Here is a 24,022-nt window from a genome sequence, read left to right as displayed (position 1 = left end):
TGGAGCCGGGAATCGTGGCGCAATCAAGCTGCATGAGCGCCTGCCATCCGGTCTTCCTGGCGATTTTTCGAGCGCGGGTGCGAAAGGGCCGACGGCCTGCTGCACTGCTCGCTGACCGGGACGGGCGATGCTGCTAGCTTCGGGCGGGTTTAGCCGAAGGGAGCATCGTGATGGAGACCCTGATTGCGAACATGCCGGATGCCGCTGCTGACCGGCATTCTCACCTGGTTCGGCCGCAAGAGATGGAATGGCAGAAGACGCGCTTTCCCGGCTGCGAGGCCAAGACGCTGCTGTTCGATCGCAGCAGCGGTCTGATGACGGCCTTGATGCGCTTTGCGCCGGGCTCGGTGCTGCCCGATCACGAGCATGTCGGCGTCGAGCAGAGTTATGTCATCGAGGGCGCTCTCGTCGACAACGAGGGACCGGCCAAGGGGATTGCCTGCAAGGCCGGCGAATTCATCTGGCGCGAGGCCGGCAGCCGGCATGCCGCCTGGTGCCCGGAAGGCGCCCTGATCCTGGCGATCTTCCAGGTGCCGAACAAGTTCTTCGAAGCCGACGGCCGCGTCGTCGATGCCGCCGGTCAGGATTGGGACCAGACGTGGGGGCACACCGACGCGCAACGGGTGGGGAGATAGGCGGCTGTTCGCAGCTCAAACGCTGTCATCGATGCTTCTGACGAGCATGGTGACCTGAACGGCGATCAGCCGCCGCATCTCCTTGCCGGTCCTGGCGGTTTCGCGCAGCCCCCGCATGCCGAACACCAGGCATCGCGCCAGTACTTCCGGCTCGTCCGCTATCGCAGCGGCCTTCACCTGATCGCGGATGAGGTCGGCGACCAAAGACTGGAAGTTGTCGTAGACGTTTCGGACTGCCGGGAAACGGAGGTCGAACAGATCTGCTGAATCGGGATGCGCCTCGATCAGGTCGAAGCCATGGGATCCCCAGGATTTGCAGGCGTGGAGCAGCTTGGCATGGAGACCGTCGAGACGCGCGATTGCGGCCTTAATGTCGCGATGCTTCTGCTCGTCCATTCTCTGGATCACCGCCGCGAACACGGCATCCTTGTCGGGGAAGAGCAAATAGAGCGCCGGCCGCGACATGCCCGCCTTGGCGGCGATATCGCCCATCGTCGTACGGGCATGGCCGTAGCGGGAGAAGACCTCCGTCGCAGCCTCGATCGCGAGCTCCTCTTTCGAAATGCTGGAACGAGCCATGAGCCTCACCGGCGTCGGAATTGAACCTCCGTCATATTGACAAAAGAACAATAATTGTCAATCTGCCGGAACAGCATGAAGCCATGAGAGGGTCTGCGAGATGAACGATGAAGCGCGACTGAAGACCTGGAACACCTATCAGGCGGCGTGGGGACCCGTCGATGAGGACGAGCGGCGTCGGCTGCTCGAGCAAAGCGTCGCCGCGGACTGCGTGTATACCGATCCGGGCTCTCAGATTGATGGACGCGACGCCTTGATGGCGCGCATCGGTCAAACCCAGCTCAAGTTTCCTGGCGCGCATTTCAGGAACGACAGCTTCCTCGAACACCACGAGCAGGGGCTTTTTCGCTGGACTATGTATGATGGCGCCGGTCGCGTGTTCGTCACGGGTGAGAGTTTCGGCCGCTTCGGCGGCGACGGCCGGCTCGTTCAGGCGACGGGCTTCTTCGAGGTGCCCGCTCCCAAGGCCTGAACGCCGGCCGGCGTGGCGGCCGATCCTGCCGCTCCCGATATCGCCCTCAGGCGCCGCGCGCGAGAAGCGCCTTGAAGTCCGCGCGTGCGCGCCGCGCTTCGGCTCGCGCCACCTCGGAGGCGTCGCCGAGACCAAAATAGCCGTGGATCAGGCCGGGGCCTTCATGGTGCTTCACCGGCACGCCGGCGGCCTCCAGCGCGCGCGCATAGGCGGCACCTTCGTCGCGCAGGGGATCGAACCAGGCGGTGGTGACGATCGCGGGCGCGACGCCGGCAAGCGAATTCGCGCGCAGCGGTGAAACGCGCCAGTCGGTCGCATGCGAGGGATCGGCGAGATAATGGCCGCAAAACCACTCCATCACGGCGCGTGAAAGAAAGTAGCCCTCGGCATTCTCTGCGCGCGAGGGAAAGCGTGCGTTCTCGCGCGCGTCCGCATAACTGCCGAGGACGTCGGTCACGGGGTAGACCAGGAGTTGCGCAGCGAGCTTGATGCCGGCGTCGCGACAGGCGATCGCAGTGGTGGCGGCGAGATTGCCGCCGGCGCTGTCGCCGGCAACACCGAGGCGTTTTGCATCGCCGCCAAATTCCGCGACGCGGCCAAACACGTCGCTGACCGCGGCAAAGGCGTCCTCGAACGCGCCGGGAAAGCGCGTTTCGGGCGGGCGGCGATAGTCGACGGAGACGACGACGGCGCCGGTCTCGATCGCAAGGTTGCGGGCCTGCCGGTCGTGGGTCTCGAGGTCGCCAGCGACCCAGCCGCCGCCATGGAAGAACACCACGGTCGGCGCCGACATGGTGCCGACCCGGTAGACACGTGCATCGAGCGGTCCGGCGCCGCCTTTCACCTTGATATCCGCGACAGTGTCGACGGGTGGCGGCGGTATGGCCGCGCGCGAGGCAGCCAGTGCGCGCAAGGAATCGCGGGCGCTCTGTGGCGTCATCGTGGTGGCATCGCGCATCGGCAGCAGCGGAATGATCTGGGCGATGACGGGATCGAGCGGTGCGGCCATGTTGGCGGATCCTCGCAGGGTTATTGGTCTTGCTTGCGGGTTAGCATAGATATGGCGCGCCGCATCGGCAACCGCTCGCATGTGGCAATGTCAGGGAATGAACGGGCAGGGAGGTCTTGAGGTGGAATTCGAAACGCTGGTCCAGTCGCGCCGCAGCGTGCGCGGCTTCAGGAACGAGCCGGTGCCGCGCGCGGTGATCGAGGCGATCATCGACAGCGCCAAGCGTGCGCCGTCATCGATGAACACCCAGCCCTGGCATGTCCACGTGCTCACAGGCAGTCCGCTGGAACAGCTGCGCCGACGCAACATGGAGGAAATGGTTGGCGGCGCCAAGGTCAAGCGCGACATCGTCAGCCACGGCGAGTACCAGGGTGTGCACCGGACGCGGCAGGTCGACGTCGCCAAGAAACTGTTCGGCGCGATGGGGATCGCGCGCGACGACAAGCCGATGCGCCAGGACTGGGTGCTGCGCGGCTTCCGCCAGTTCGACGCGCCGGTCTCGCTGGTCTTGACCTATGACCGCGTGCTCGATCCCGGCGCGGTCTGCCATTTCGACCTGGGCGCGCTCTGCTACGGCATCGTGCTCGCGGCCTGGGACCGCGGGCTCGGTTCGGTGATCAACGGGCAGGGCATCATGCGCTCCGACATCGTGCGCGAGGTCGCGAACATTCCGGAGGACGAGGTGATCATGACCTGCGTCGCGATGGGCTATCCCGACGACAACTTTGCCGCGAACGCCGTTCGCTCCGATCGCGAGGGCAACGACGATTTCGTGCGCTACGTCGGATTCGCCGAGTAGCGCAGGCAGAGGAGATTATTCTCTCGCCGAATTTTTTTGGTGCGGACCGCTTGGCGGCCTCTTGCAATCTCGATCGTGCAGGAGGAACAATGTACGGACTGAAAGGTTTGATGCTGGCGCGAGGGAATTGACATGCGGCGGCTCGCTAGCCTGGTTCGACGGTTCTTCGGCCCGCGAGTGCGGCGTCCGATCGATGATGATCCAAGTCTTCCTTTCACACCCGAAGAGTTCGGCCGGCTGATCCGCAGCGGCCGGCACGAGGACATGAAGCTGCTGGCCGAAGGGCTCGCGTGCCGGACCGTTCCGCGCCGCACCAGACATCGCGCCGCGCACTAGACCGGGGTCGAGACGGGTTGCTGCGCTCATCTCGTGAGCGCGACCTGTCTGAACGCGGTCAGCAGTGCCTTTTCCAGCTTTCCACTCATTCCGCAGAGAATGTTATAAGCCTCTGCCCGCGGCATCGTCGGCTTGTAGTGCCGGTGCTCGATCAGGGCAGCGAAGATGTCCGCGATCGTCAGGATGCGCACGACATCACCGATGTTCCCGGCGCAAAGCGCATCCGGGTAGCCGCTGCCGTCGAGAAATTCGTGATGATGCCGCACGGCATCAAGGATCTCTGGCGAGATATTGTCGTGGTCTTTCAGAAAATCGTAGCCCGCCACCGGGTGCGTCTCGATTATGGCACGTTCCTCCGGATCGAGACGGCCGGGCTTGTCGAGGATGGCAAGCGGAATCCGGGCTTTGCCGATGTCGTGGAACATGGCCGCCGTGTATAGCCGCTCCAGATCTGGCCTGCCGACGCCAAGGCTCAGGCCGAAGTCGATGGCGACGCCGGTGACGAGGAGGCAATGCTGATAGGTCCCCTCGTGATGGCGCCGCACCGTTGTGAGCCACTCCGACAGGCCATGCTGGGTGATGCGATCGGCGATCTGGCGGCCGGCTTCCTTCGTGCCGTCGACGTCGACAGGCTCGCCGAGCGTGACAGCCGTGAACATCGACGCGATGGCGATCGCCGCGGTCTCGACGGCGTTGTCCGGCTGCGGCGCGTGACCTGAGGAACCAGACGCCTCTTCGGCGGGATGAGCCAGCGCTGCCAGCAGCTTGATCTTGTCGATCGTCCCGGGAAGGACGAGCGTGGCCCCGAGCGCGTACGCCTGCGAGATACTCATGTGAGAGGAGTGCTCGACCAGGAAGATGCGTTTCGTTGCCTTCGCGAGCTTTACGGCTCGTTTCTTGATGGCCGCAATGGTGCGGACCTCACGCAATTCCGCACGGATCACGATCGCGAACGGCACCTCGGACAGCTTGGCTTCCGCGTCGAGCCGTTCGCCTGCGACGGCAAACTGCTGCTCGAGAATCGAACAGACGCTCGACAATTTGTCCGAGGAATCAGCCAGCACATGCACGAACCGGCGTGCCGCTTCCTTCTCTCGGATGCCGCCGTCGCCTTTGACGGGGCGGGATATAATTCGCGCGTTCTGCACGGTTGACCTGAATCATGCTGGAGTTAATTGGGGCTATTGAATCCTTGGGGCTATTTGCTCTGAGCGGCAGTCTGCGCGGCGGCTGCCGGTTTCCTCTTTCCGTCTGCGGTGACGAAGTGCACGCCGGCGGTGGTGCCGTCGATCCAGACCAATTCGCAGCGCCGGTAGGCGAGCCCCGTCGACGATAGCAGCAGGAAGAATTCCTTTGCCCGCAGCACGTCGAGCGTGCCCTCAACTTCGATCTTCGCACCGCTTTGCGATATGTCGAGCAGAACGCAACTGCGCCGCCACGTGCCGTCCGAGCCCATCAGATTGACCGGCTGCTTGTGATCCATTTTTACGCGCTGCGCTTTGCGACCGTCGAACTTCATCGATTAACCACCATCTTCGAGCCGCGATCTACCGGATCGCGCGTGTTGGCGCTTGCTGCTATTTCTCCCCATCGCACTGCCCATTGGCTGGTGGACAGAAGCAGCGTCTCGAAGATGCGTTGCGCGCGCTCGCGCTCGGCAAAGGAGAGCCTTTTCCCGCCGCGGTTGCTCAGGATGGTAAGGGTGGTCTGCCAGTTCAGCCGCGAAGCCCGGCACGCCATGACCAGCCCTTCGCAATCGTCGTCGCTCACGACACGCTCGATGATCTCGAGCGGCGCCCCTGAAAGCACCGACAGCGCCGTGAACAAATTGGCCGTCTCGCCGCGGATCGCAAAACGGTTCACCGTGGAATCGTTGAGCTTGCCGATGCGGTTGAGGACGACGATCTCCGGCCTCGCGCTTGCGTAGTCGGCCCTGCAAGGCCGCTTTGGCGGAGCCGGCTCCGCTTCCGGCACCGGCGCCGCGGCGGGCGGGTTGGGTGTGGCCGGTGCCTTCCGGGCTGGTGGGGCGGAGAGCAGCTTGCGCACGACCAGGTCGGGCGTGCCGGGCCGGAGCACCAGCGCCTTCGCGATCTCGCCGTCATGGTCAGCCTTGGCAATCAGCGCTGCATAGGCTGCGTCGGAGAATTTCGTTCCCGGGTTCTTGATCAGGGCAAGGCAGATCGGGCCGCCGTGCTTGATCAGCGCCTCGGTCACGGTCGGCGCGATCTCGCTGCGGGCGGCGATTGCGCGTCGATGCCGCTCGCCACGGGAGTCAATGACAGCCTCGAGGTCTGCCGCGGAGAGCGCCTGCGATTTGAGCAGGACCGGACACGCCACGTCGGGATCGTCGTGTGAGGCGAGACGCCACAATGTTTCGGGAGGCGCCACGTCAAGCTCGGCGAGCGCCGTGCTGAGCTGAACCAGTGCGCTGGCCTCGACCCGTTCCGTCAATCGCAGCAGAACACCGTCGACCACGTTGCTGAGCAATTCCCGGCACTGGTCCTGGCTGCCAATGAGCAACTGCACCATGCCGGTGAGAATGCGTGCGCAACGGTGCGGTGGGCACGTTGCGACCACCTCTTCCAATTCAGCGAGAATAGCAGCAGGCGAATTTGCCATCATGGCAGGGGCCTGACTCAAAATTGATTTTGACTATCGAACAGCGCTCATTCCGCTCGACAGAGGTTAATATGAAATGTTGCTTTCGACCGTTTGGGTATTGGTGCACCGCTGGCACGGCAGGAAACGCTATCGAAAATTGGCGAGATTTGATGCGCCGGGTTGTCCTTGGACTTCGACGCTCGCCAACTGGTCGGCATAGTTCGAAGTGATTCTTTCAGACTGAGGGGACACCGGAACGGGAAGTTGGGTCGGCATTGTCGCCGGACGCGCGTTTGTTGCGACGCGAAGTTTCACATTGCCATGAACAGAATTGATGATGCGCCGACGCTGGCGCCAAAGGTATTTCGTTTCTCTGACGTCGATGAATTTCGAAATGCCATACGGGGCCTGAACTTCGAGTTCACGCCTTTCGTACGGAGGATTTCGGCCGAGCAGACCATTCTGTCGCTGCCCGGCTGCGACGTGAATTTGACGCGGGCATTTCCGCGGGTCGTCGACGCACAGCTTGTCGAGAATTGCACCGCTATCGGATTCACGATGGATGATTTGGACGTGCCGGTTCGATTTAACGGCACGCAGCGCGCGCGACCCGTCATCGTCATCGGCAGCGGCGGCGCGGCCTACACCACCGTCGAGGAGGTTCAGCGGGAAATCGCCTCGGTGGTGTTCAGGCCGGAGGTGACGGATCGCGGCTGGCCACAAGCAGCCCTCTGCTTCAAGATCTTCGAAACGACCGCCGCGGGCTTGAACCGGCTCCGCGTTGTGGTTCGGGAGGTGTTGACAGCCGCGTCGGAGCCGGTCGACGCGCCCGACGTGCCGCTGAAGTCGGCCGCCATGAAGGAGACCCTGCTCAGCGCCGTGGACGCAATTTTCCAAAATATGGGTCCCGCGCGATGGACCCTGCACCCCAATGACGAGCGGAACTTCAAGGTCTTTCAGGACATCCGCGCGCTGCTTTCCGACGACCTCTCTCAGCCCATCTACAGCGCCGAGATCGCGCGCAAGCTTGGCCTGCCGGTTCGCACCATGCACGACGTCGTCCGCCGCTATCGCGGCATGAGCCTGCACCGCTATCTACGTCTGCGGCGGCTGTGGCTGGTGCGCCAGCGGCTGCTCGCCGGTGCCGACAGCGTCAAGGCCGTCGCGCTGGCGTTCGGGTTCTGGCATTTCGGCGACTTCTCCAGAAGCTATCGCGACCAGTTCGGCGAGACACCGTCGCAAACGCTCGAGCGCGGACGGCGAACCTAGCGCGTCAAAACGTTGAGGCCGGCTTGCTGATCCGTGCTAGACTGCCGCCCATGAGCAATCGCATCCTCGTCCTCTACGGTTCCTACCGTTCCGACCGCATGGGCATCCGCCTTGCGAATTTCGTCATCGATCGCCTGCGCGCCCGCGGCGACGACGCCGTGTTCATCGATGCCAAGGCGATCGGCCTGCCGATGCTCGATCGCATGTACAAGGAATATCCCAAGGGCTCCGCACCCGAGGCGCTGGAGAAGCTGGCCGGAGAGATCCGCGGCGCGGACGGTTTCGTCTTCGTCACTGGCGAATACAATTGGGGCATCCAGCCGGGCCTGAAAAACCTCACCGACCACTTCCTCGAGGAGTGGTTCTGGCGTCCGGCCGCGATCGTGAGCTATTCGGCCGGCCGCCTGTCCGGCGCGCGTGCCTCAACCGCCTGGCATGGGACGTTGTCGGAGATGGGCATGGTGGTGGTGTCGAGCACCATCGGCGTCGGCCCGATCGCACAGACGCTGTCGGAAGCTGGCGAACCGATCGGCGAGGGCGGCAAGGCGCTCGAACGTTCATTCCCGCGCTTCGCCGACGATCTCGCCTGGTGGATCGAGGCCGCCAAGGCGCAGCGGGCGCGCAAGGCACCGCCTTACTGACGGTCTCGGACTACGAAGCTGCGCGTTTGCCGCGCTTACGCAGCCCTGACCTCACCGAGGAAGCGGTCGAACTGTCCGGCGAGATCGCGTGACTGGGTCGAGAGCTGCTCGGCTGCGCCCAGCACCTCTCTTGCGGCCGTGCCGGTATCGTCGGCGGCGCGCTGCACGCCTGATATGTTGGTGTTGACCTCCTGGGTGCCGCGCGCGGCCTCCTGGACGCTGCGGGCGATCTCCTTTGTCGCCGAGCCCTGTTCCTCGATCGCGGCCGCAATGGCGGTGCCGATCTGGTCGATCTCGCCGATGACGTCGGCAACGTTGCGGATCGCCGTCACGGTCTCGTCGCTCGCGGCCTGGATCGCCGAAATTTGCTCGGAGATTTCGGTGGTGGCCTTGGCGGTCTGGCCCGCCAGCGATTTCACTTCGGCAGCAACCACCGCAAAACCGCGGCCGGCGTCGCCGGCGCGGGCGGCCTCGATCGTCGCGTTGAGCGCCAGCAAATTGGTCTGCTCGGCGATGCTCTGGATCAGCGTGACGACGTCGCCGATCTTCTGTGCGCCCTCGGCCAGCGCTCGGGCGGTGTCGCCGGTGCGGCGGGCGTTGTCGACGGCGCGGGCCGCGATCTCGGTAGACTGGGCCACTTGACGGCCGATCTCCGAGATCGAAGAGGTCAGCTCTTCGGTGGCGCTCGCGACGGTCTGGACGTTGCTCGATGTCTGCTGTGAGGCGGCGGCAACGACCGCGGCCTGGCTGTTGGTCTGGGCCGCCGTCGAGGTCATCGACTGCGCCGTGCTTTCCATGGTGGATGACGCGCGGGACAGTCCGCCGACGAGTTCGGTGACCTTGGCTTCGAACGCGCGGGTGATCCCGTCGAGCGCCTGTGCGCGGCGCATCTTGCCGTCGTTCTCGGCCTGCTTCTCCGCCGCAAGGCTGTCGGCCCGGATCATGTTGTCCTTGAAGACCCGGACGGCCGCGGCCATGGCGCCGATTTCATCGGAACGCTCGGCGCCGGGAATCTCTTCCGTGACCTCGCCGTCGGCGAGCCGCGACATCCGCGTGGTCAGGTTGACGATCGGCGCGCAGACGCGGCGGCGGACCGTGACGATGAGGCCGGCGCTGGCGATCAGCACGGCGAGCAGGCCCGCGAGTGCGATGGTGAAGCTGGTATGGGCGGCAGTGGATGCACCGGCGAGAATCTGCTCCGCGTTGTCGTAGAAGGCATCGCGGACGTCGATGATGGTGCTGAGGCCGCGCTGCGTGGCGGTGTAATAGGTGTCCATGTCGTGTTCGTACTTGCCGCTGACCGCACCCTCCTTGACCAGCTTGAGCTCGCGGCCGAACTCGTCGATATAGATCGCGTTGAATTTCTCCAGTGCGGCGGCGACGTTCGCCGGCGTTGCGGGATTGCCGCGCAACTCCAGCAGCGACATCACGATCTGGTCGTTGCGGCCCTGCGAGCGGCTGATCTCGGCCTTCTCGGTATCGGTCGCCGGCTTTTTGCCCCCGACGAGATTCTTGTGCAGGCTGGAGTTGAAGCCGCCCACGTCGCGCAATGTCATGGCGATGTTGGCGTAGCTGGCCTGCCGGTAGGCATCGCCGTTGAGGATCGCCATGCGGCGGACCTGCTCGTTGAGCAGCGCGGTCACGCCGGCGTTGAGCACGGCGTTGTCGGCGACGATCTTCTTGGCCGCGTCCTTGCGCGCCTCCGGCGGGCCCGACATCGCCTTGTCGATGGCCTCGCGCAGCGCGGTGAACTTCGAATTGACGGCGTCGATGTTGCCGCCGGTGGTGTTGCCGTCGTCGAACGGGCCGGGCAGGTCCTTGCGCAGCGCGTTCATCCTGTCGCGGGCGGCATCGGTCTGCTTGCGCAGCTTGTCCTGCTCGGCAAGCAGCGCCGGGTCGACGGCGGGAGGGCCATAGAGGATGTTGGTGGAAAAGCCGCGCTCGGGATTGAGGTAGCGTGGGATGTCGCTGACGGCGCGAACGATCGCCAGCCGCCCCTGGGCCTCGGTGATCCGCTCCATGGTCTGGTATTTCGTCACGGCGACGTAGACGGCGAGGCCGCCGCCCACTGTCGAGAGCGAGACGATGGCGGTGGTCAGGAGCGTACCGATTTTCATGATTCTGTCCGGCAACTGGCGCGGGAAATTATTGCACGGACCATAGGCAGGCGATCTTAATCCCGGGTTTACGCTGGTGGCCGCGGCAGCCGCGCGCTGAGTCTGTCCGTCTAGGCGTAGGTCGCGCTTACGGTTCCGAGCGGACCGAAATCGGCGACGTAAGTCTCGCCCCGCTTCGGCCGCAGCATGCCCGTCAGCGTGCCGGTGGAGATGGTCTGGCCGGCCTTGAGGCCGATGCCGGTTCGTGACAGCTCATTGGCGAGCCAGGCGAGCGGCACCAGCGGATGATCGATCGCCTCTGCAGCGCTGCCGCGGCGCCTCTCGGCGTCGTTGCAGTTCAGGACGACCTCCTGATTGGCAATGTCGCGTTTGCGCCAGTCCGCGATGGGCTCTCCAAGCACGATCGTTCCCGATCCGGAGCCGTCGGCCATGATTGCGGGCATCGGGGGAAACGCCGCGTCGTGGACGAAGCGGCATTCCGCGAGCTCGATGCCGGGATGCAGCGAAGCGACCGCATCGCCGATCTCTTCCACCATATAGGGCTTCGCGCGCGGCGGCAGGTCGGCGCCGAGCCGGGCCTGGTACTCGACCTCCGGAATCGGACTGCATTGTTTGACGTGTTCCACGCTCGCGGGCGAGGTCTTGATCAGTGGCGCGAACACCCGCCCATAGATCGGCGTGGAAATGCCAAGCTGGCGCTGGAGCCCGGGCTTCATGCCGGCGATCTTCCAGCCGACGACGTCCCAGCCCAATTCTTCTTCCACCATCTGCGCGATGCGGTACGCCGTGTCGGCATCCGGTGGCACCAGCCGTTGCTCGAGGCCGCTTTGCTGCCGGCCCTCGCGGCGCAAATCGGCGAGATGGCGGGCGAGCTCGCGTTGTCGGGAGAGATCCATCGGTGCGTCTCCATTCTATCCTGGTGTGCGGGCGAGGGCGGAGGACAGGACCGTCTCCAGCTCCTCTTGCACCTGATCGAGCGCGTCGGCGCTGCGATTTGCACGGCACATTGCGACCGTGCCTTCGATCGAGGCGACGACCAGCGTTGCAAGCCGCTCCGCGCGTTCGGCGGCCACTCCCTCGCGCAGGAGGGCTGAGCGCATGATCTGTCGCCAATCGGCGAACACGCCGTCGGCAAGATCGAGCAGGTGCTGCTGCGCCGTCTCGTCGTCCCTGTCGGAGGCTTCTCCGACATAGCGGTCGACGGCGACCGCGAGCACGGGGCAGCCGGCCTCGAAGCCGGTCGCTTCCAGCTGGCGGCGCCAGGATGCGACGAAAGCTCGCAAGCCACCGATCACGCCGCGTTCGTTCATGGCCCTCTCCAGGGGAATCGACACCTGCTTGCCGGCAAAGGTTACGGCCTCGGCGATCATCTGCTGCTTGCCGCCGGGGAAGTGGTGACTGATCGAGCCGCGTGGCGTCGCCGTATGGCGGACGACGTCGCGCATGCTGGTGGCGTTGACGCCGCGCCGGCTCATCAGGTCGGCGGCGCCGGCGATCATCTTGTCGCGCGTGGTGGTCATCGGAACTTCCGCAGCTGGCTGTGCTTCATCTAGACTATGACGATTGACATAGGCAAGCGGCACTGCGATTATGATGTACGTCATAATCGCAGAAAGAAATAGGTTGACCATCATCACCGTGACCGCACCTGCCGGCCGGCTCGGACTGGCGCAGCGCCGCTGCCTCGCCGAAAGCCTGACCGACGCCGTGCTCGCGCCCGAGATCGGCCAGCATGTGCCGGCGGCGCGAATGGGCTTTCAGGTGCATTTCCATGACCTGCAAGCCGACTGCATGGCGATTGGCGGCCGGCTCCTGTCCGACCAGGAAACGCCGCGCGACGTGATGACCGTCAATATCGCGGTGATGAACGCAGCTTGGCCTGCCGAGGTGCGAGCGGAGGTGATCCGCAATGTGCTGGCGCGGCTTGCGGAGGCCTGCGGCATGCAGGCGCCTGCGCCAACCTGGTGGGTCAATTTCGAGATCATCGAGGAGGGAAGCTGGGGATCGCGCGGCGGCGTGCTCTCGATCCTCCAGCTCCTGGATTCCGGTGTGTTCACGCCGCAGCGGATCGAGGCTATCCGCGCGGCAATTCAGCCGCCGGCCTGATTTGCCCACCGACTAATCCGGAGAGAAGCGAAATGAGCGAAGGTCAGATCCGCACCGAGGTGCACGGCCATGTCTTCAAGATCATCATCGATAACGCCGCGAAGAAGAACGCGTTCACGCCGGCGATGATGGAGCAATTGTCCGATGCGCTGACTGAGCTGCACGACAACGATGCCTATCGCGTCGGCGTGGTTTGCGCCGAGGGCGGGGATTTCACCGCCGGTCTGGACATGCCGAAATTCTTCGGCCCGACTGCGGAGAAGCGCAATATCAGGGAAGGCAATGTCGATCCGTTCGGCCTTGCCAAGCGCTGCCGCAAGCCTGTTATCACCGCCGTGCAGGGCATCGTGTTCACGATCGGCATCGAGCTGATGCTCGCCGGCGACATCGTGGTCGCCGCCGAGGATGCGCGCTTCTGCCAGATGGAGTCCAAGCGCGGCATTGCGCCGCTCGGGGGCGCGCATTTCCGCTTTTTGTCGCGCGCCGGCTGGGGTGACGCGATGTATCATTTGTTCCTCTGCGACGAGTTTTCAGCCGAGCGCGCCCACACAATCGGTCTCGTCCAAGAGGTCGTGCCGGCGGGAGAGCAGGTCGAGCGGGCGATGGCGCTTGCCGCCATCATCGCGCGCAATGCCCCGCTCGGCATCCAGGTCACCAAGGAAGCCGCGGCCAAATATATCGAAGGGGGCGAGGCGGCGGCGATCGCCTATATCCCGATAATCCGCGATCGCGTGCTTGCAAGCGCCGACGCGAAGGAGGGCATTCAGTCCTTCATCGAGCGTCGCGCGGCCGTCTTTCAGGGGCGCTGATCCGACGCGCTATGTCGGCCGATCCAGCTTCGACAGGATCTCCAGCGTAGCGCCGTCGCGCTCGCCCGAAAAATACCGGGCGAGCGCCTCGTCGAAAACGGGCTCATTGGACACCGCGTCGAACAGCGTCATCGACGACCGGAATTTGGCGTCATCGGGCGCGCCGAGGATGGCGTTGATGGTCCGACCCTCGATGGCAAGCACGAGGCGGGTGCATTCGATCAGGCGCGGACCGAGGATGGGGTGGGCGAGATAGGCCTTGGCCTCGGCGCGGGAGGCGATGGCGTAGCGCTGCGACATGGCGCTGAAGCCGAGGCCGGCGACCTGGGGAAAGACGAACCACATCCAGTGGCTCTGCTTTCGGCCCCGGGTCAGCTCCCCCTGGATGTCGCGGTAGACCGGGTCCTGGGCCCGGACAAAGCGTTTGAGGTCGAAAGGATCGGTCATTGGATACCTTAGGATACCCTGGAATGGCTTGCCGGAGCCTTGCCGGCCGCGATTATGCCTAACTTTTGGCTCCCAATGTGGTAGCTGGTATAGAATCTCCGGGTGGGGGTGGATCCCCCGGGGATCGATTTTGGGGAGCTGATGGTTTCCGACCGGGCACAAGCCGAGAGGCTATTGTCGCGCCGCCGTATTGGGCGAGCCGAGACGATATTGCTGTCTCTGGCCGCTGTCGCGCTGGCACTGGGCGCCGCCGCCTGGGTCGCGGATATCGGCGGTTCGGCCTCGCTGGTCACCGCCGCGCTGCCGCCGTCCAATGCGCCTTCATTCGATGATCGTTTCGCTTCTGCTTCCAGCAGTCCGCCCGCCCGCGAGCTCGGCTTGCGGACGCTGGAGCGCTCCGCGGTGAGTGCAGTCCAGCTCAAATTGCGCGACGCCAAGGCGATGCTTGCCCAGAAGCTCCAGGGCGACGACTGGCGCTCGACCCTGACCGACGACGACCGGCATATGTCGGAGGAGACGAGACAATCGCAGCGTGCTGACGCCATCCCGATGCCGCGCTCGCGCCCGCCCCAGGCCGACATCTCCGCCCAGATCGCCTCGAGCCAGGCTCACGCGGAGACCAACCCCAGGGTCGACAACCGCAACTTCTTCGAAAAATTCACCGACAAGATCAGGCTGGCCTCGCTGACGCCCGACAGTGGCCTGTTCGGCAAGGCGCCGGATCTCGCCGCGCTCGGCTACGATTCGCGCACCGCGGTCTACGACATCTCGGCCAAGGCGCTTTACCTGCCGAGCGGCCTCGCGCTGGAAGCGCATTCCGGCATGGGCGCGCTGATGGACGATCCGGAGCACGTCGACCAGCGGATGGTTGGCGCCACCCCGCCCGCGACCTACGACCTCAAGCCGCGCGAAAAACTGTTCCACGGCGTCCGCGCACTGCGCTTGACGCCTACCGAAGGCACCAGCGCGCTCGGCCGCGTCGGCCTGCTCACCCACAATTACATGCTCGGGCCCCGTGGCGACTCCAACGGTTGCGTGTCGATCAAGGACTATGATCGGTTCATGAAGGCCTACGACAACGGTGAGTTCAACCGTCTGGTCGTGGTGCCCAGGTTGACCCCATCGGCGACCGCCTCGCAGCGCGCGAGCACTGAGTCCTGATATCTGCTCCCGATATTTGCCTGCCGCGGCGGGGCTGCCGTTTTCCCTTCGTTAAGCCGTCATCGTCCAGAAGCAGCCCATGAGTGATCCGCAAAGTTCCGAGACCCCGCTGCGCACGACGTTCAAGATCAAGCTGAACGGCGACACGCTGGCGATCGCGACCGTCGGCCAGGCCTATCAATTCCTCACCAATTTCAAATCGGTCGAGTGGATGGAATTCCGCTCGCTGCACGAAGACGCGGTCGCGGCGCTCGAAGGCGCCGCCGAGAACGCCATGCTCGTCGTGCAGGCGACCAACGCCGTGCGCGCGCTGTTCGTCAGCGCCAAGCTGCTCTGAGAGCGACACGGCAGATATTTGGGGAGATTCCCGGATTGCGCTGCGCTCCATCCGGGCTACCGCTCACGACTTGAATTCCGCTATAGGAACGGCAATAGCTCGCGAAGATCGCGCTCAAGCCGATACATTGAAACGTAGTTCAGGGAAAGACCCATCATGAAACGCCGTACATTTCTCAAGGGCGGCGCGGTCGCCGGCGCGACGACGCTGGTTGCCGCACCCGCGATCGCGCAAGGCGCGCCCGAGATCAGATGGCGCCTGACGTCGAGCTTCCCGAAGTCGCTCGACACCATCTACGGCACCGCGCAGACGTTTGCGAAATATGTTGCCGAGGCCACCGACAACAAATTCCAGATCCAGACCTTTGCGGCCGGCGAGCTCGTCCCCGGCCTGCAGGCGCTCGATGCGGTCAGCACAGCCTCCGTCGACATGGCGCAGACCCCGCTCTATTTCTACATCGGCAAGGAGCCGGCGCTGGCCTATGCGACCGGCGCGCCGTTCGGCATGAACCATCGTCATCAGGAGTCCTGGTGGCATTTCGGCGGCGGCGCCGACCTCACCAACGAGGCGCTGAAGCCGTTCAAGGCGCATGCCATCCTCTGCGGCAATTCCGGCACCCAGATGGGCGGCTGGTTCCGCAAGGAGATCAAGACCGTCGACGATCTCAAGGGCCTGAAATTCCGCATCGCCGGCATGGGCGGTCATGTGCTGGCGCGGCTCGGCGTGGTCCCGCAACAGATCGCGGGCGGCGACATCTATCCGGCGCTGGAGAAGGGCACGATCGACGCGGTCGAATTCGTCGGCCCCTATGACGACGAAAAGCTCGGCTTCCAGAAGGTCGCCAAATACTATTACTTCCCGGGCTGGTGGGAAGGCGGCGCCATGCTGCACATGATCGTCAACGACGAGAAGTGGGCGTCGCTGCCCAAGCAGTACCAGGCGATCGTCAACCAGGCGGCGTCGGCCGCGGGCGCCTGGATGCTTGAGAAATACGACAGCGTCAATCCGGCGGCGCTGAAGCGGCTGATCGCCAATGGCGCGGAGCTGAAGGCTTTTCCGCAGCCGGTGCTGGAGGCCTGCTACGCCGCGACCCAGGAGCATCTGAACGACCTCGCCACCAAGAGCGACCTCTTCAAGCGCACCAAGGAAAGCCACGACGCCTATATGAAAGAGCTGCTGTTCTACACGCAGATCGCGGAGAATTTTTACGACAATTATCTGCTCGGCAAGATGCGCAACAAGACCTGATCGCGCAAACTCCCGCCGGGTGGGCAAAGGCGCACTTGCGCCGTGCCCACCACTGCTTGCTCGACTCGCCATGGTGGGCACGCTTCGCTTTGCCCACCCTACAGCATCTATCGTGCGGTGAATTAAGCCGCGCCCAAACCCAGCTTCTCGTAAATGCGCCGTGCATAGGCGCCGAACGCGTCCGTCGTCTTCAGCGGCAGAGCCCGCGGGAAGGGCAGATCGATCGGGAAATAATCGGCCATCTTCGCCGGGCCGGCGGTCAGCACGGCGCAGTGCGAGGACAGGAACACGGCCTCCTGAATCGAGTGCGTGATGAAGATGATGGTCTTGCCGCTCTCGCGCCAGATCCGCAGCATCTCCAGATTCATCTGCTCGCGCGTCAAGGCGTCGAGCGCGCCGAACGGCTCGTCCATCAGAATCAGTTTTGGGTCGTGAATGAAGGCGCGCGCGATGGCGGTGCGCTGCTGCATGCCGCCGGACAGCTCTCGCGGATATTTCTGCTCGTAGCCGGCAAGCCCCACCAGATTGAGCAGATCGCGCGCCCGCTCGCGCGCGGCCTTCATCGGAAGGCCGACGATCTCTGCCGGCAGCAGCACGTTGTCCAGGATGGTCCGCCATTTCAGCAGCAGTGCCTGCTGGAACACCATGCCGATGTCGCGGGTCGGATCGAACGGGCTTTTGGCATTGCCGATCTTCACCGTGCCGCCGTCGGCGTCGTGCAGGCCGGCCAAGATCTTCATCACCGTGGTCTTGCCGCAGCCGGACGGCCCGACCAGCGAGACAAGCTCACCCTCCTGCACGTCCATGGTGACGTCGGACACCGCGAGGAATTCGGCTCCGCCGCTACGATAGACCTTGCGGACGCCTTGCAGGCTGATGAAGGGGGTTGAGCTCATGCCAGCCATTTATTCAAGTTTGCGGCCACGAAGGCATCGTCGCTGAGATCTGTATGCTCGCGAGTGACGCGGTCGATCTCGTCCTTCTGGCCGGGGCTCAGGCCCTCGTTCGGATCGAGGCACCATAGGCCCTGCATCAGGCCCTGCCGTCGCAGCACCTCATGGCAGCCGGCGATGCAACCGCGAAAATCGTTGGCGACGTCGAAGAAGGCGCTGTTGCAATCGGTGACGCGGGCATCGAGCGCGAGCAGTTCGGCCGGGACGCTGTCCTTGTGCCGTGCCGCCTTGCAGCGCTCGAACTGCTCAATCGCGCTCGCCGTCCACACCGACCAGTGGCCGAGCAGACCGCCCTTGAAGTAGGTCCGCGTGGTGACGCCGTTGTCGCGCAGATCGAACGGCAGCATCAAATCGAGCAGGATATGATCATCATTGCCGGTGTAGATCGCGACGCGGTCGAGCGCGCCAGCCGCCGCGACGCCGCGCAGAACATCAAGGGTCCTGTAGCGGTTGAACGGCGCGATCTTGATCGCGATGACATTGTCGATCGAGGCAAAGCGCTGCCAGAACCGGCTCGACAGGACCACGCCGCCGACTGCCGGCTGAAGATAGAAGCCTACCAGCGGAATCTCGGCTGCGACCGCTGTGCAATGCGCGATGATCTCGTCTTCGGACGCGCTCTTCATCGCAGCGAGGCTGAGGAGCCCTGCGTGGTAGCCGATGTCGCGCGCGGTGCGAGCTTCAGTGGTGGCCTGCCTGGTCGGACCGGCGAGGCCCGCGACCAGCGCCAGCGGACGCTTGGTCCAGTTCGCCGCAGTTTCGGCGGCGAGCTCGAGCACGGGACGATAGAGGCCGACATCGCGGATCGCAAACTGCGTGGTGTGCACGCCGACTGCAAGGCCGCCGGAGCCGGCGTCGATGTAATAGCGCGCCAGCGCGCGCTGATGCTTCTTGTCGAGCTGGCGTTCGGCGGTGAGCGCGAGGGGATGCGCCGGCAGCACGGTGCCGTCGGCGATCAGCTTGCGGATCTCGCTGTTGATCTGGCTGTGGTGCATGATGTCCTATCCGAATTCAGGGCCGGCGACGGCGAATGGCATGTCTTCACCGGCGGCAGTGGCGGGGCCGAACCGCATGCGCTGGAACGGCCGTTCGATGCTCCAGCCCGATGCGGTCAATCCGTCAGGGAACGCGGCTTGCGACGCGACGGCATCGAGGAGCAGCGGCCCGGTCTCCGATCGCGCGATTGCCTCGACGAGGGTCAGCGCGGCTGCCGTGTCGTCGGCAAACAGCGGGCCGATATGGCGCGCGATGCGTCCGTCGCGAACCAGCGCGATGGCGCCGTTCGCGGAGACGATGCGTGAGCCGGGACGCTGAGCGAAGTTGGAGAGCAGGGCGGTTCGATCGAGGCCCGTAGCCCGCCGGTCACGCGCGCAGAGCGCGTCGAGCGTCGCGGATGAAGGTGGCTGCGCGGACGCGAACGCGGATTTCACCAGCTTGAGACGGCGCAATTGCAGCGTCGGCGTGAACCCGAGCGGTCCATAGACGGCAGCACCGTCGGGTGTTGCGTCGAGCCAGCTCGTCAGGCCGTTCCTGCGAGCGGTTTCCAGGCAGGCATCGACGAGGCGCGTTGCAATGCCGCGGCGTCGATGGGTGCCTGATACCAGCACCATGCTGATCCAGGCGTTTTTGCCGGAGTAGGGCAGCAGGGCCGCGGTTGCCACCAGCCGTCTGCCGTCGCGAACGCCGAACACGATTCCATCGTGCAGGAAGATGCGCCAGTCCTCCTCGGTCTGGTTCCAGTGTGCTTCCGTCGACAGCACGAGCCCGGCGATCGCATCGTCGACGCCGAGCTTGATGATGGCCAGCTCGTCAGTAGCGTCCATCGCGCACCTCGTATTTGGTGGGCTTGCCGAGGCTCGGCATGGCGCGGGACACCCAATCTGCGGTCCAGGCGATCAGCTGCTCGGTGTCGACGACCGGCAGGCCGAACAGCTCGACGGCCTTGGACGTGTCCGTCAGCCACGCCGTCGGCTGTTCGTTTCCTGTCAGCACCGGCGCGCGGCCGAACCTGGCGCCGAATCGTGCTGCGAGGTCGCGCACGGCCAAGATCTCGTGGCCGCTGACATTGATCGGCGAGGTCGGCGTCGTGCAATGCGCGAGGCAGCGCAGCGCCTGGGACGAGGCATCGCCCTGCCAGATGAAATTGACATGGCCGATGCTGACGTCGATCGGCGAGCCCGTGAGCACTTTCGATGCGATGTCGTGGAGCACGCCATAGCGCATGTCGATCGCGTAGTTGAGGCGGAACAGCCGCCCGGGCGTTCCGAACTTGCGCGAAAAATACTCGAACATGCGCTCGCGGCCGACGCACGACTGGGCGTATTCGCCGGGCGGATTGGGCGCCATGTCCTCGGTTGCGCCTTTGCCGCCCACGGGGACGAAGGGATAGATGCAGCCGGTCGAGAACGCCACGATCCGCGATGACGGGAAGGCCTGCGCGACCAGTGCCGGCACGTGCGCATTCATCGCCCAGGTCAGCGAGAGGTCGCCCTCCGCGCCGAATTTGCGGCCGGCCATGAAGACGATGTTGGGCGCCTTCGGCAGCGCTAGAATCGCTGCTTCGTCCATCAAATCGCAATTGATGGTCTCGACGCCACGCGCGTGCAGCCAGTCCTTGACGCCGGCGTCGCTGAAGCGGGCGACGCCGATGATGCGGCGATCGGGTGCTGCGGCTTTGGCGAGCCCCGCCAGCGTCGGCCCCATCTTGCCGGCGACGCCGAGGATCATGATGTCGCCATCAACCCTGGCGAGGTCGTCGACCAATGCCTGCGTCGGCTGGCACAGCAGATCGTCTAGCGCAGCGATATCAGGGATGGTCTTCGGCAGTGTCTGGCGGGTGAGGAGCATGGTTGTGGTCCTTGGTCTTGGCTTTGCCGTTCAAGTCGGTGTTGCGTCACCGACCACGAACATGCGTTCGAGGACGAGCACGAAGCCGTAAAGCGCGACGCCGAGCAGCGTCAGCAGCACGACAGCCATCACCATCGCGGGCGTGTCGAGCGACGACTGCACCTGGATCATGAGGTAGCCGAGCCCGCGCTCGGACGCGATGAACTCGCCGACGATGGCGCCGGCCACCGCGAGGATGGCGCCGACCTTCATGCCGGAGAAGATGTAAGGCAGCGATCCCGGCAGCTGGATCTTGCGGAACAGCGTCCAGCGCGAGCCGCGCAGCGATTTGACCAGATCGAGCAGATCCGGCTCGACCTCGCGCAAGCCCCGCGCGGTGGTGAGCAGGATCGGAAAGAAACAGATGCTGAAGGCGATCAGGATGTTCGGCACGATGCCGTAGGAGAACCAGACGATGAGGAGCGGGCCGAGCGCGACCTTCGGAATCATGTTCAGCGTCACGAACAGCGGCAGCAGCACGAGGCTGATCAGCGGCGCCCAGCTGAAGATGACGGCCAGCGCCACGCCGACAAATGCGCCGAGCGCAAAGCCGCCGAGGATCTCGATCGCCGTCACCAGCGTATTGGCGCCCCAGGCGTAGCTCGCGGTTCCCAGCGTCTGGATTGTCGCGAGCGGCGAGGGCAGGATGAACTTCGGCACGTGGAAGGCATCGACCAGGACCTGCCAGAGCACGAGCACGGCGAGGTGCACGATCAGGACGATCGCAAAGCTGCGCGTATTGCGGGCGCCGTCTCCTGTCACCGGTTGCTCCCTGTTGCCGCCGGCCACCTTGCCGCCTGGTCTGAAGCCTAACCGTCCTTGAGGGAAGTTTCAACCAGTTGGTTGATTACGGACGAAGCGAATGCAGCACGAGATCGGCGACGTGCCGGCGACGGGCGCGGCGCGCGGCCCGGCTCGACAGGTCCTTGCCGAAGATCGCCGATAGCGTCGGCGTGTTCGAGAGATAGAAATAGCTGAGGCCCGCGATGGAGATATAGAGCTGGATCGGGTCGATCCCCTTGCGGAACATGCCGGCGCGGACGCCCTCGTGGAGGATGTGGGACACGCTCTTCACCAGCGGCGAATGCATCGCCTCCAGCCGCGTCGAGCCGCGGACGTGGCGGGCGCCGCCGCGGTTCTCGTCGTTCAGAAGCACGATAAAATCGGGGTTTGCCGCAAGGTAATCGAACGAGGCCTCGATCAGTTTCCGGATCGCCTTTTCCGGCGGCAGACCTTCGAGATTGAGCTGGCGCTCTTGCTCGCGGATATCGGCGTAAACCCATTCGAGCACGGCAAGATAGAGCGCGTCCTTGTCGCCGAAATAATGGTAGACGAGCTGCTTGTTGACGCCGGCGCGCTCCGCGATCTCGTCGACGCGGGCACCGGCAAAGCCGTGCCGGGCGAACTCCTCGCGCGCCGCGGTGAGCAGCTTCCTGCGGGTGGCGACCGGGTCGCGCCGCTGCGGCACGGTGTCGCCTGAACGTTTTGCGGGCATTTCCAACCAAACAGTTGACAAGTTGAGGGCGGCCTTGTTGCATTGGTATCCTCACAGGGGGAGAGCGACAAGCCGGTCGCGGGCAACGAGGAGAGATGCGATGAAGCGTTTGCAGGCGGCGGGCTCGGCCCTGGCTGTGGCCCTGATGCTCGGATCACTGGCGGTGCCGGCGACCGCGGGCGAGGCGGTCAACCTGATCCTGAACTGGGCACCGACGGCCGATCACTCGCCCTATTATTACGCCAAGGCACAAGGCTGGTACGAGAAAGCGGGCATCGATCTGACCATCGAGGTCGGCAAGGGCTCCGGTGTCTCCGCCGCCAAGGTCGGCTCCGGGGGCTCGCCCTTCGGCGTCGCCGATCTCGCCACCATGCTGGTGGCGAAGAGCAAGGGGGCTGACGCCGTTGCCGTGATGAGCGTCTACGCCAACACCGGCCAGACCTTCTACTGGCTGAAGAGCTACGGCGTGAACGGGGTGAAGGATTTTGCCGGCCACAAGATCGGCAATCCGCCCGGGGACGCCTCGCGCGTGATGTGGCCGGCGTTCGCCAAGGCTGCAGGGCTTGCCCCCGACTCCGTCGGCTTCGTCAATGTCGGACCGACGGCGAAGATCGCCGCGCTGAAGAGCCATACCGTCGACATCATCAGCGACTTCTACAACGAGCACGATTTGAAGGTGATCGAGTTCGGAGCCGATCTCGGCTACGTCAACTGGAAGGACATCGGGCTCAATCCTTACGGCAATTCGCTGATCGTCAACGGCGGCTATCTGCAGAAGAACCCGAAGCTGGTCGAGGAGTTCGTCCGCGTCACGCAAAAGGCCTTCGCGACTTGCGTTGCCGACGCCGCGCCCTGCCTGAAGGCGCTGCTCGACCAGGTCTCCGGTCTCGACAAGGAGAACCAGGAGCGCCAGTGGGAGCGCATCAAGTTCCTGATGACGGACGAATTCACGACGACGAAGGCGCTCGGCTGGATCGACGGCGAGCGGATGAAGAAGGACTACGATCTGGTCCAGACCTATCTCGGCATGGAGAAGCCGTTCGACGTCACGACGGCGTTCACGACCAAGATGCTCGACCCCGCCATCAAGATGGATGCGAGCAAGGTGAAGAAGTAGGGGGCAAGCGCTCGCCCCGCATGTCGCTGTCATGCCCCGCGCAGGCGGGGCATCCAGTACGCCGCCGGCTATCGGCTGACCCACAACCGTCTCGGAATACTGGATCGCCCGCCTTCGCGGGCGATGACAGCAGTGCGTTGGGCGAGAGCGTCTGCCGGACGCTCGCCCAATGCCCGCCGGCTCATCGCGGCCCACCAACATCCCCACGTAACCGCACGGAGAAATTAACCAGCCATTAACCATATCGGCGGCATCGTTAACCATTCAATAACAGGGAACGAGTCGGCCGCTATGGAGGCTGCAGTAAAACCTCAACGCCAAATGGTTCGCCTGCGCGGGCGCTCCTATGTGGCCTTCGTGTTCGTGCCGACGGTTCCCATCCAGGACTGGCTGCAGGAGATCGACACCACCATCGCGCGCTCGCCGGGCTTCTTCGCCGGCCGCCCCGTGGTGATCGACCTGTCCTCGGTCGATCTCAGCCAGTCCGGCATCGGCCATCTGCTCACCAGCCTTCAGGACCGCAACATCCGCGTGCTCGGGATCGAGGGCGTGGAGGAGGGCCGGCTGACCCCCATGATGCCGCCGCTGCTGTCGGGCGGTCGGAGCTGCGTGGTCGAGCCGAGTGCGCCCAAGAAGGTTGAGGCAAAGGTCGAGACCAAGCCGACTTCGCTGCTGCTCGAAAGCCCCGTGCGCTCCGGTCAGACCGTGATATTCCCCGAAGGCGACGTCACCATTTTGGGTTCTGTCGGCTCCGGCGCCGAGGTCGTTGCCGGCGGCTCCATTCACATCTACGGCGCGCTGCGCGGCCGTGCCATGGCGGGCGTGAACGGCCACACGAGCGCACGCATCTATTGTCAGAAGATCGAGGCCGAACTGCTTGCAATCGATGGTTTTTACCAGACCGCCGACGATATCGACGCGGCCCTGCGCGGCAAGCCGGCTCAGGCCTGGCTGCAGGGCAACACCATGCGAATTACTGCGCTGAACTGACCAGAAGGAGATTTG

At 64.5% G+C, this 24,022-nt stretch carries 28 protein-coding genes; 13 read left to right on the top strand and 15 right to left on the bottom strand.

Annotation, left to right across the window (positions count from 1 at the left end; all coding sequences use genetic code 11):
* The first annotated feature begins 170 nt into the window (after positions 1-170).
* Entirely contained in the window at positions 171-635 is a 465-nt protein-coding gene (locus IVB40_RS20025) for a cupin domain-containing protein (protein WP_247816084.1), read from the top strand.
* Between the two features lie 15 nt (positions 636-650).
* On the opposite strand, the gene IVB40_RS20020 is transcribed toward IVB40_RS20025, so the two are convergent.
* Positions 651-1,214, bottom strand: coding sequence for a TetR/AcrR family transcriptional regulator (locus IVB40_RS20020; RefSeq protein ID WP_027569750.1), 564 nt, complete (start codon positions 1,212-1,214; stop codon positions 651-653).
* Between the two features lie 100 nt (positions 1,215-1,314).
* On the opposite strand from IVB40_RS20020, the gene IVB40_RS20015 reads away from it, so the two are divergent.
* Entirely contained in the window at positions 1,315-1,686 is a 372-nt protein-coding gene (locus IVB40_RS20015; protein WP_247816083.1) for a nuclear transport factor 2 family protein, read from the top strand.
* 46 nt (positions 1,687-1,732) lie between these two features.
* On the opposite strand, the gene IVB40_RS20010 is transcribed toward IVB40_RS20015, so the two are convergent.
* Positions 1,733-2,695, bottom strand: coding sequence for an alpha/beta hydrolase (locus tag IVB40_RS20010; protein ID WP_247816082.1), 963 nt, complete (start codon positions 2,693-2,695; stop codon positions 1,733-1,735).
* A 121-nt stretch (positions 2,696-2,816) separates the two neighbouring features.
* Between IVB40_RS20010 and IVB40_RS20005 the strand changes: the two genes are divergently transcribed.
* Both IVB40_RS20005 and IVB40_RS20000 read left to right on the top strand, forming a co-directional pair.
* Positions 2,817-3,494, top strand: a complete 678-nt coding sequence (locus tag IVB40_RS20005) for a nitroreductase (protein WP_247408519.1) — start codon at positions 2,817-2,819, stop codon at positions 3,492-3,494.
* A 132-nt stretch (positions 3,495-3,626) separates the two neighbouring features.
* Positions 3,627-3,830, top strand: a complete 204-nt coding sequence (locus tag IVB40_RS20000) for a hypothetical protein (protein ID WP_018456356.1) — start codon at positions 3,627-3,629, stop codon at positions 3,828-3,830.
* Positions 3,831-3,856: 26 nt separating this feature from the next.
* Here IVB40_RS20000 and IVB40_RS19995 read toward each other — a convergent pair whose 3' ends face one another.
* Genes IVB40_RS19995 through IVB40_RS19985 form a run of 3 tightly spaced genes read right to left on the bottom strand, consistent with a single transcriptional unit; the run spans position 3,857 to position 6,452 of the window.
* Complete coding sequence (locus IVB40_RS19995; RefSeq protein WP_247461757.1) at positions 3,857-4,978, bottom strand: HD domain-containing phosphohydrolase; 1,122 nt, start codon at positions 4,976-4,978, stop codon at positions 3,857-3,859.
* A 50-nt stretch (positions 4,979-5,028) separates the two neighbouring features.
* Positions 5,029-5,349, bottom strand: coding sequence for a PilZ domain-containing protein (locus IVB40_RS19990; RefSeq protein WP_007591767.1), 321 nt, complete (start codon positions 5,347-5,349; stop codon positions 5,029-5,031).
* Positions 5,346-6,452, bottom strand: a complete 1,107-nt coding sequence (locus IVB40_RS19985; protein WP_247461759.1) for a DUF2336 domain-containing protein — start codon at positions 6,450-6,452, stop codon at positions 5,346-5,348. The genes IVB40_RS19990 and IVB40_RS19985 overlap by 4 nt, the downstream gene beginning before the upstream one ends.
* 300 nt (positions 6,453-6,752) lie before the next feature.
* Here IVB40_RS19985 and IVB40_RS19980 point away from each other — a divergent pair, with 300 nt between their 5' ends.
* Together IVB40_RS19980 and IVB40_RS19975 are read left to right on the top strand one after the other, a co-directional pair.
* Positions 6,753-7,700, top strand: a complete 948-nt coding sequence (locus IVB40_RS19980; RefSeq protein WP_247463138.1) for a helix-turn-helix domain-containing protein — start codon at positions 6,753-6,755, stop codon at positions 7,698-7,700.
* 50 nt (positions 7,701-7,750) lie between these two features.
* Positions 7,751-8,341, top strand: coding sequence for an NADPH-dependent FMN reductase (locus tag IVB40_RS19975; RefSeq protein WP_247408527.1), 591 nt, complete (start codon positions 7,751-7,753; stop codon positions 8,339-8,341).
* Positions 8,342-8,376: 35 nt separating this feature from the next.
* Here IVB40_RS19975 and IVB40_RS19970 read toward each other — a convergent pair whose 3' ends face one another.
* The 3 genes from IVB40_RS19970 to IVB40_RS19960 all read right to left on the bottom strand — a co-directional run bounded on the left by IVB40_RS19970 (position 8,377) and on the right by IVB40_RS19960 (position 11,978).
* Complete coding sequence (locus IVB40_RS19970; RefSeq protein WP_247816081.1) at positions 8,377-10,458, bottom strand: methyl-accepting chemotaxis protein; 2,082 nt, start codon at positions 10,456-10,458, stop codon at positions 8,377-8,379.
* Positions 10,459-10,568: 110 nt separating this feature from the next.
* Positions 10,569-11,354, bottom strand: a complete 786-nt coding sequence (locus tag IVB40_RS19965; protein WP_247816080.1) for a fumarylacetoacetate hydrolase family protein — start codon at positions 11,352-11,354, stop codon at positions 10,569-10,571.
* Positions 11,355-11,369: 15 nt separating this feature from the next.
* The gene (locus IVB40_RS19960) at positions 11,370-11,978 is read right to left on the bottom strand and encodes a helix-turn-helix domain-containing protein (protein ID WP_027569760.1); all 609 of its coding nucleotides are present in this window, start codon (positions 11,976-11,978) and stop codon (positions 11,370-11,372) included.
* 103 nt (positions 11,979-12,081) lie between these two features.
* Here IVB40_RS19960 and IVB40_RS19955 point away from each other — a divergent pair, with 103 nt between their 5' ends.
* Positions 12,082-12,564, top strand: a complete 483-nt coding sequence (locus IVB40_RS19955) for a tautomerase enzyme (RefSeq protein WP_247816079.1) — start codon at positions 12,082-12,084, stop codon at positions 12,562-12,564.
* Between the two features lie 32 nt (positions 12,565-12,596).
* Entirely contained in the window at positions 12,597-13,373 is a 777-nt protein-coding gene (locus tag IVB40_RS19950) for a crotonase/enoyl-CoA hydratase family protein (RefSeq protein ID WP_027569762.1), read from the top strand.
* Positions 13,374-13,382: 9 nt separating this feature from the next.
* On the opposite strand, the gene IVB40_RS19945 is transcribed toward IVB40_RS19950, so the two are convergent.
* The gene (locus IVB40_RS19945; RefSeq protein ID WP_247816078.1) at positions 13,383-13,820 is read right to left on the bottom strand and encodes a DUF1810 domain-containing protein; all 438 of its coding nucleotides are present in this window, start codon (positions 13,818-13,820) and stop codon (positions 13,383-13,385) included.
* 210 nt (positions 13,821-14,030) lie between these two features.
* Between IVB40_RS19945 and IVB40_RS19940 the strand changes: the two genes are divergently transcribed.
* The 3 genes from IVB40_RS19940 to IVB40_RS19930 all read left to right on the top strand — a co-directional run bounded on the left by IVB40_RS19940 (position 14,031) and on the right by IVB40_RS19930 (position 16,566).
* A complete protein-coding gene (locus tag IVB40_RS19940; protein ID WP_247816077.1) occupies positions 14,031-14,981 on the top strand; it encodes a DUF2778 domain-containing protein in 951 nt (316 codons plus the stop codon).
* A 79-nt stretch (positions 14,982-15,060) separates the two neighbouring features.
* Positions 15,061-15,318 carry a hypothetical protein gene (locus tag IVB40_RS19935; protein WP_007609546.1) on the top strand — a complete coding sequence of 86 codons (258 nt, stop codon included), beginning with the start codon at positions 15,061-15,063 and terminating at the stop codon, positions 15,316-15,318.
* 156 nt (positions 15,319-15,474) lie between these two features.
* Positions 15,475-16,566, top strand: a complete 1,092-nt coding sequence (locus tag IVB40_RS19930; RefSeq protein WP_247361342.1) for a substrate-binding domain-containing protein — start codon at positions 15,475-15,477, stop codon at positions 16,564-16,566.
* 122 nt (positions 16,567-16,688) lie between these two features.
* Here the strand turns inward: IVB40_RS19930 and IVB40_RS19925 are convergent, their stop codons facing one another.
* The 6 genes from IVB40_RS19925 to IVB40_RS19900 all read right to left on the bottom strand — a co-directional run bounded on the left by IVB40_RS19925 (position 16,689) and on the right by IVB40_RS19900 (position 21,900).
* Entirely contained in the window at positions 16,689-17,471 is a 783-nt protein-coding gene (locus tag IVB40_RS19925) for an ABC transporter ATP-binding protein (protein ID WP_247286294.1), read from the bottom strand.
* Positions 17,459-18,514, bottom strand: coding sequence for a dihydrodipicolinate synthase family protein (locus tag IVB40_RS19920; protein ID WP_247816076.1), 1,056 nt, complete (start codon positions 18,512-18,514; stop codon positions 17,459-17,461). Before IVB40_RS19920 ends, IVB40_RS19925 begins: the two co-directional genes overlap by 13 nt.
* Before the next feature lie 6 nt (positions 18,515-18,520).
* Entirely contained in the window at positions 18,521-19,342 is an 822-nt protein-coding gene (locus IVB40_RS19915; RefSeq protein ID WP_247816075.1) for a GNAT family N-acetyltransferase, read from the bottom strand.
* On the bottom strand, positions 19,329-20,366 hold the full coding sequence (locus IVB40_RS19910; protein ID WP_247816074.1) for an NAD(P)-dependent oxidoreductase: 1,038 nt from the start codon (positions 20,364-20,366) through the stop codon (positions 19,329-19,331). Before IVB40_RS19910 ends, IVB40_RS19915 begins: the two co-directional genes overlap by 14 nt.
* 30 nt (positions 20,367-20,396) lie before the next feature.
* A complete protein-coding gene (locus IVB40_RS19905) occupies positions 20,397-21,167 on the bottom strand; it encodes an ABC transporter permease (protein WP_007609553.1) in 771 nt (256 codons plus the stop codon).
* Positions 21,168-21,252: 85 nt separating this feature from the next.
* Positions 21,253-21,900, bottom strand: coding sequence for a TetR/AcrR family transcriptional regulator (locus tag IVB40_RS19900; protein WP_027569770.1), 648 nt, complete (start codon positions 21,898-21,900; stop codon positions 21,253-21,255).
* Positions 21,901-22,000: 100 nt separating this feature from the next.
* Here IVB40_RS19900 and IVB40_RS19895 point away from each other — a divergent pair, with 100 nt between their 5' ends.
* Positions 22,001-23,017 carry an ABC transporter substrate-binding protein gene (locus IVB40_RS19895; protein ID WP_247816073.1) on the top strand — a complete coding sequence of 339 codons (1,017 nt, stop codon included), beginning with the start codon at positions 22,001-22,003 and terminating at the stop codon, positions 23,015-23,017.
* Between the two features lie 291 nt (positions 23,018-23,308).
* Positions 23,309-24,007, top strand: a complete 699-nt coding sequence (gene minC, locus IVB40_RS19890) for a septum site-determining protein MinC (protein ID WP_027569772.1) — start codon at positions 23,309-23,311, stop codon at positions 24,005-24,007.
* The last annotated feature ends 15 nt before the right edge of the window (positions 24,008-24,022 follow it).

Origin of the sequence: Bradyrhizobium sp. 40, assembly GCF_023100925.1 — a bacterium.
Taxonomy (GTDB): domain Bacteria; phylum Pseudomonadota; class Alphaproteobacteria; order Rhizobiales; family Xanthobacteraceae; genus Bradyrhizobium.
Note: the sequence above shows the minus strand (reverse complement) of the source record. Positions and strands in the feature narration are given on the sequence as shown.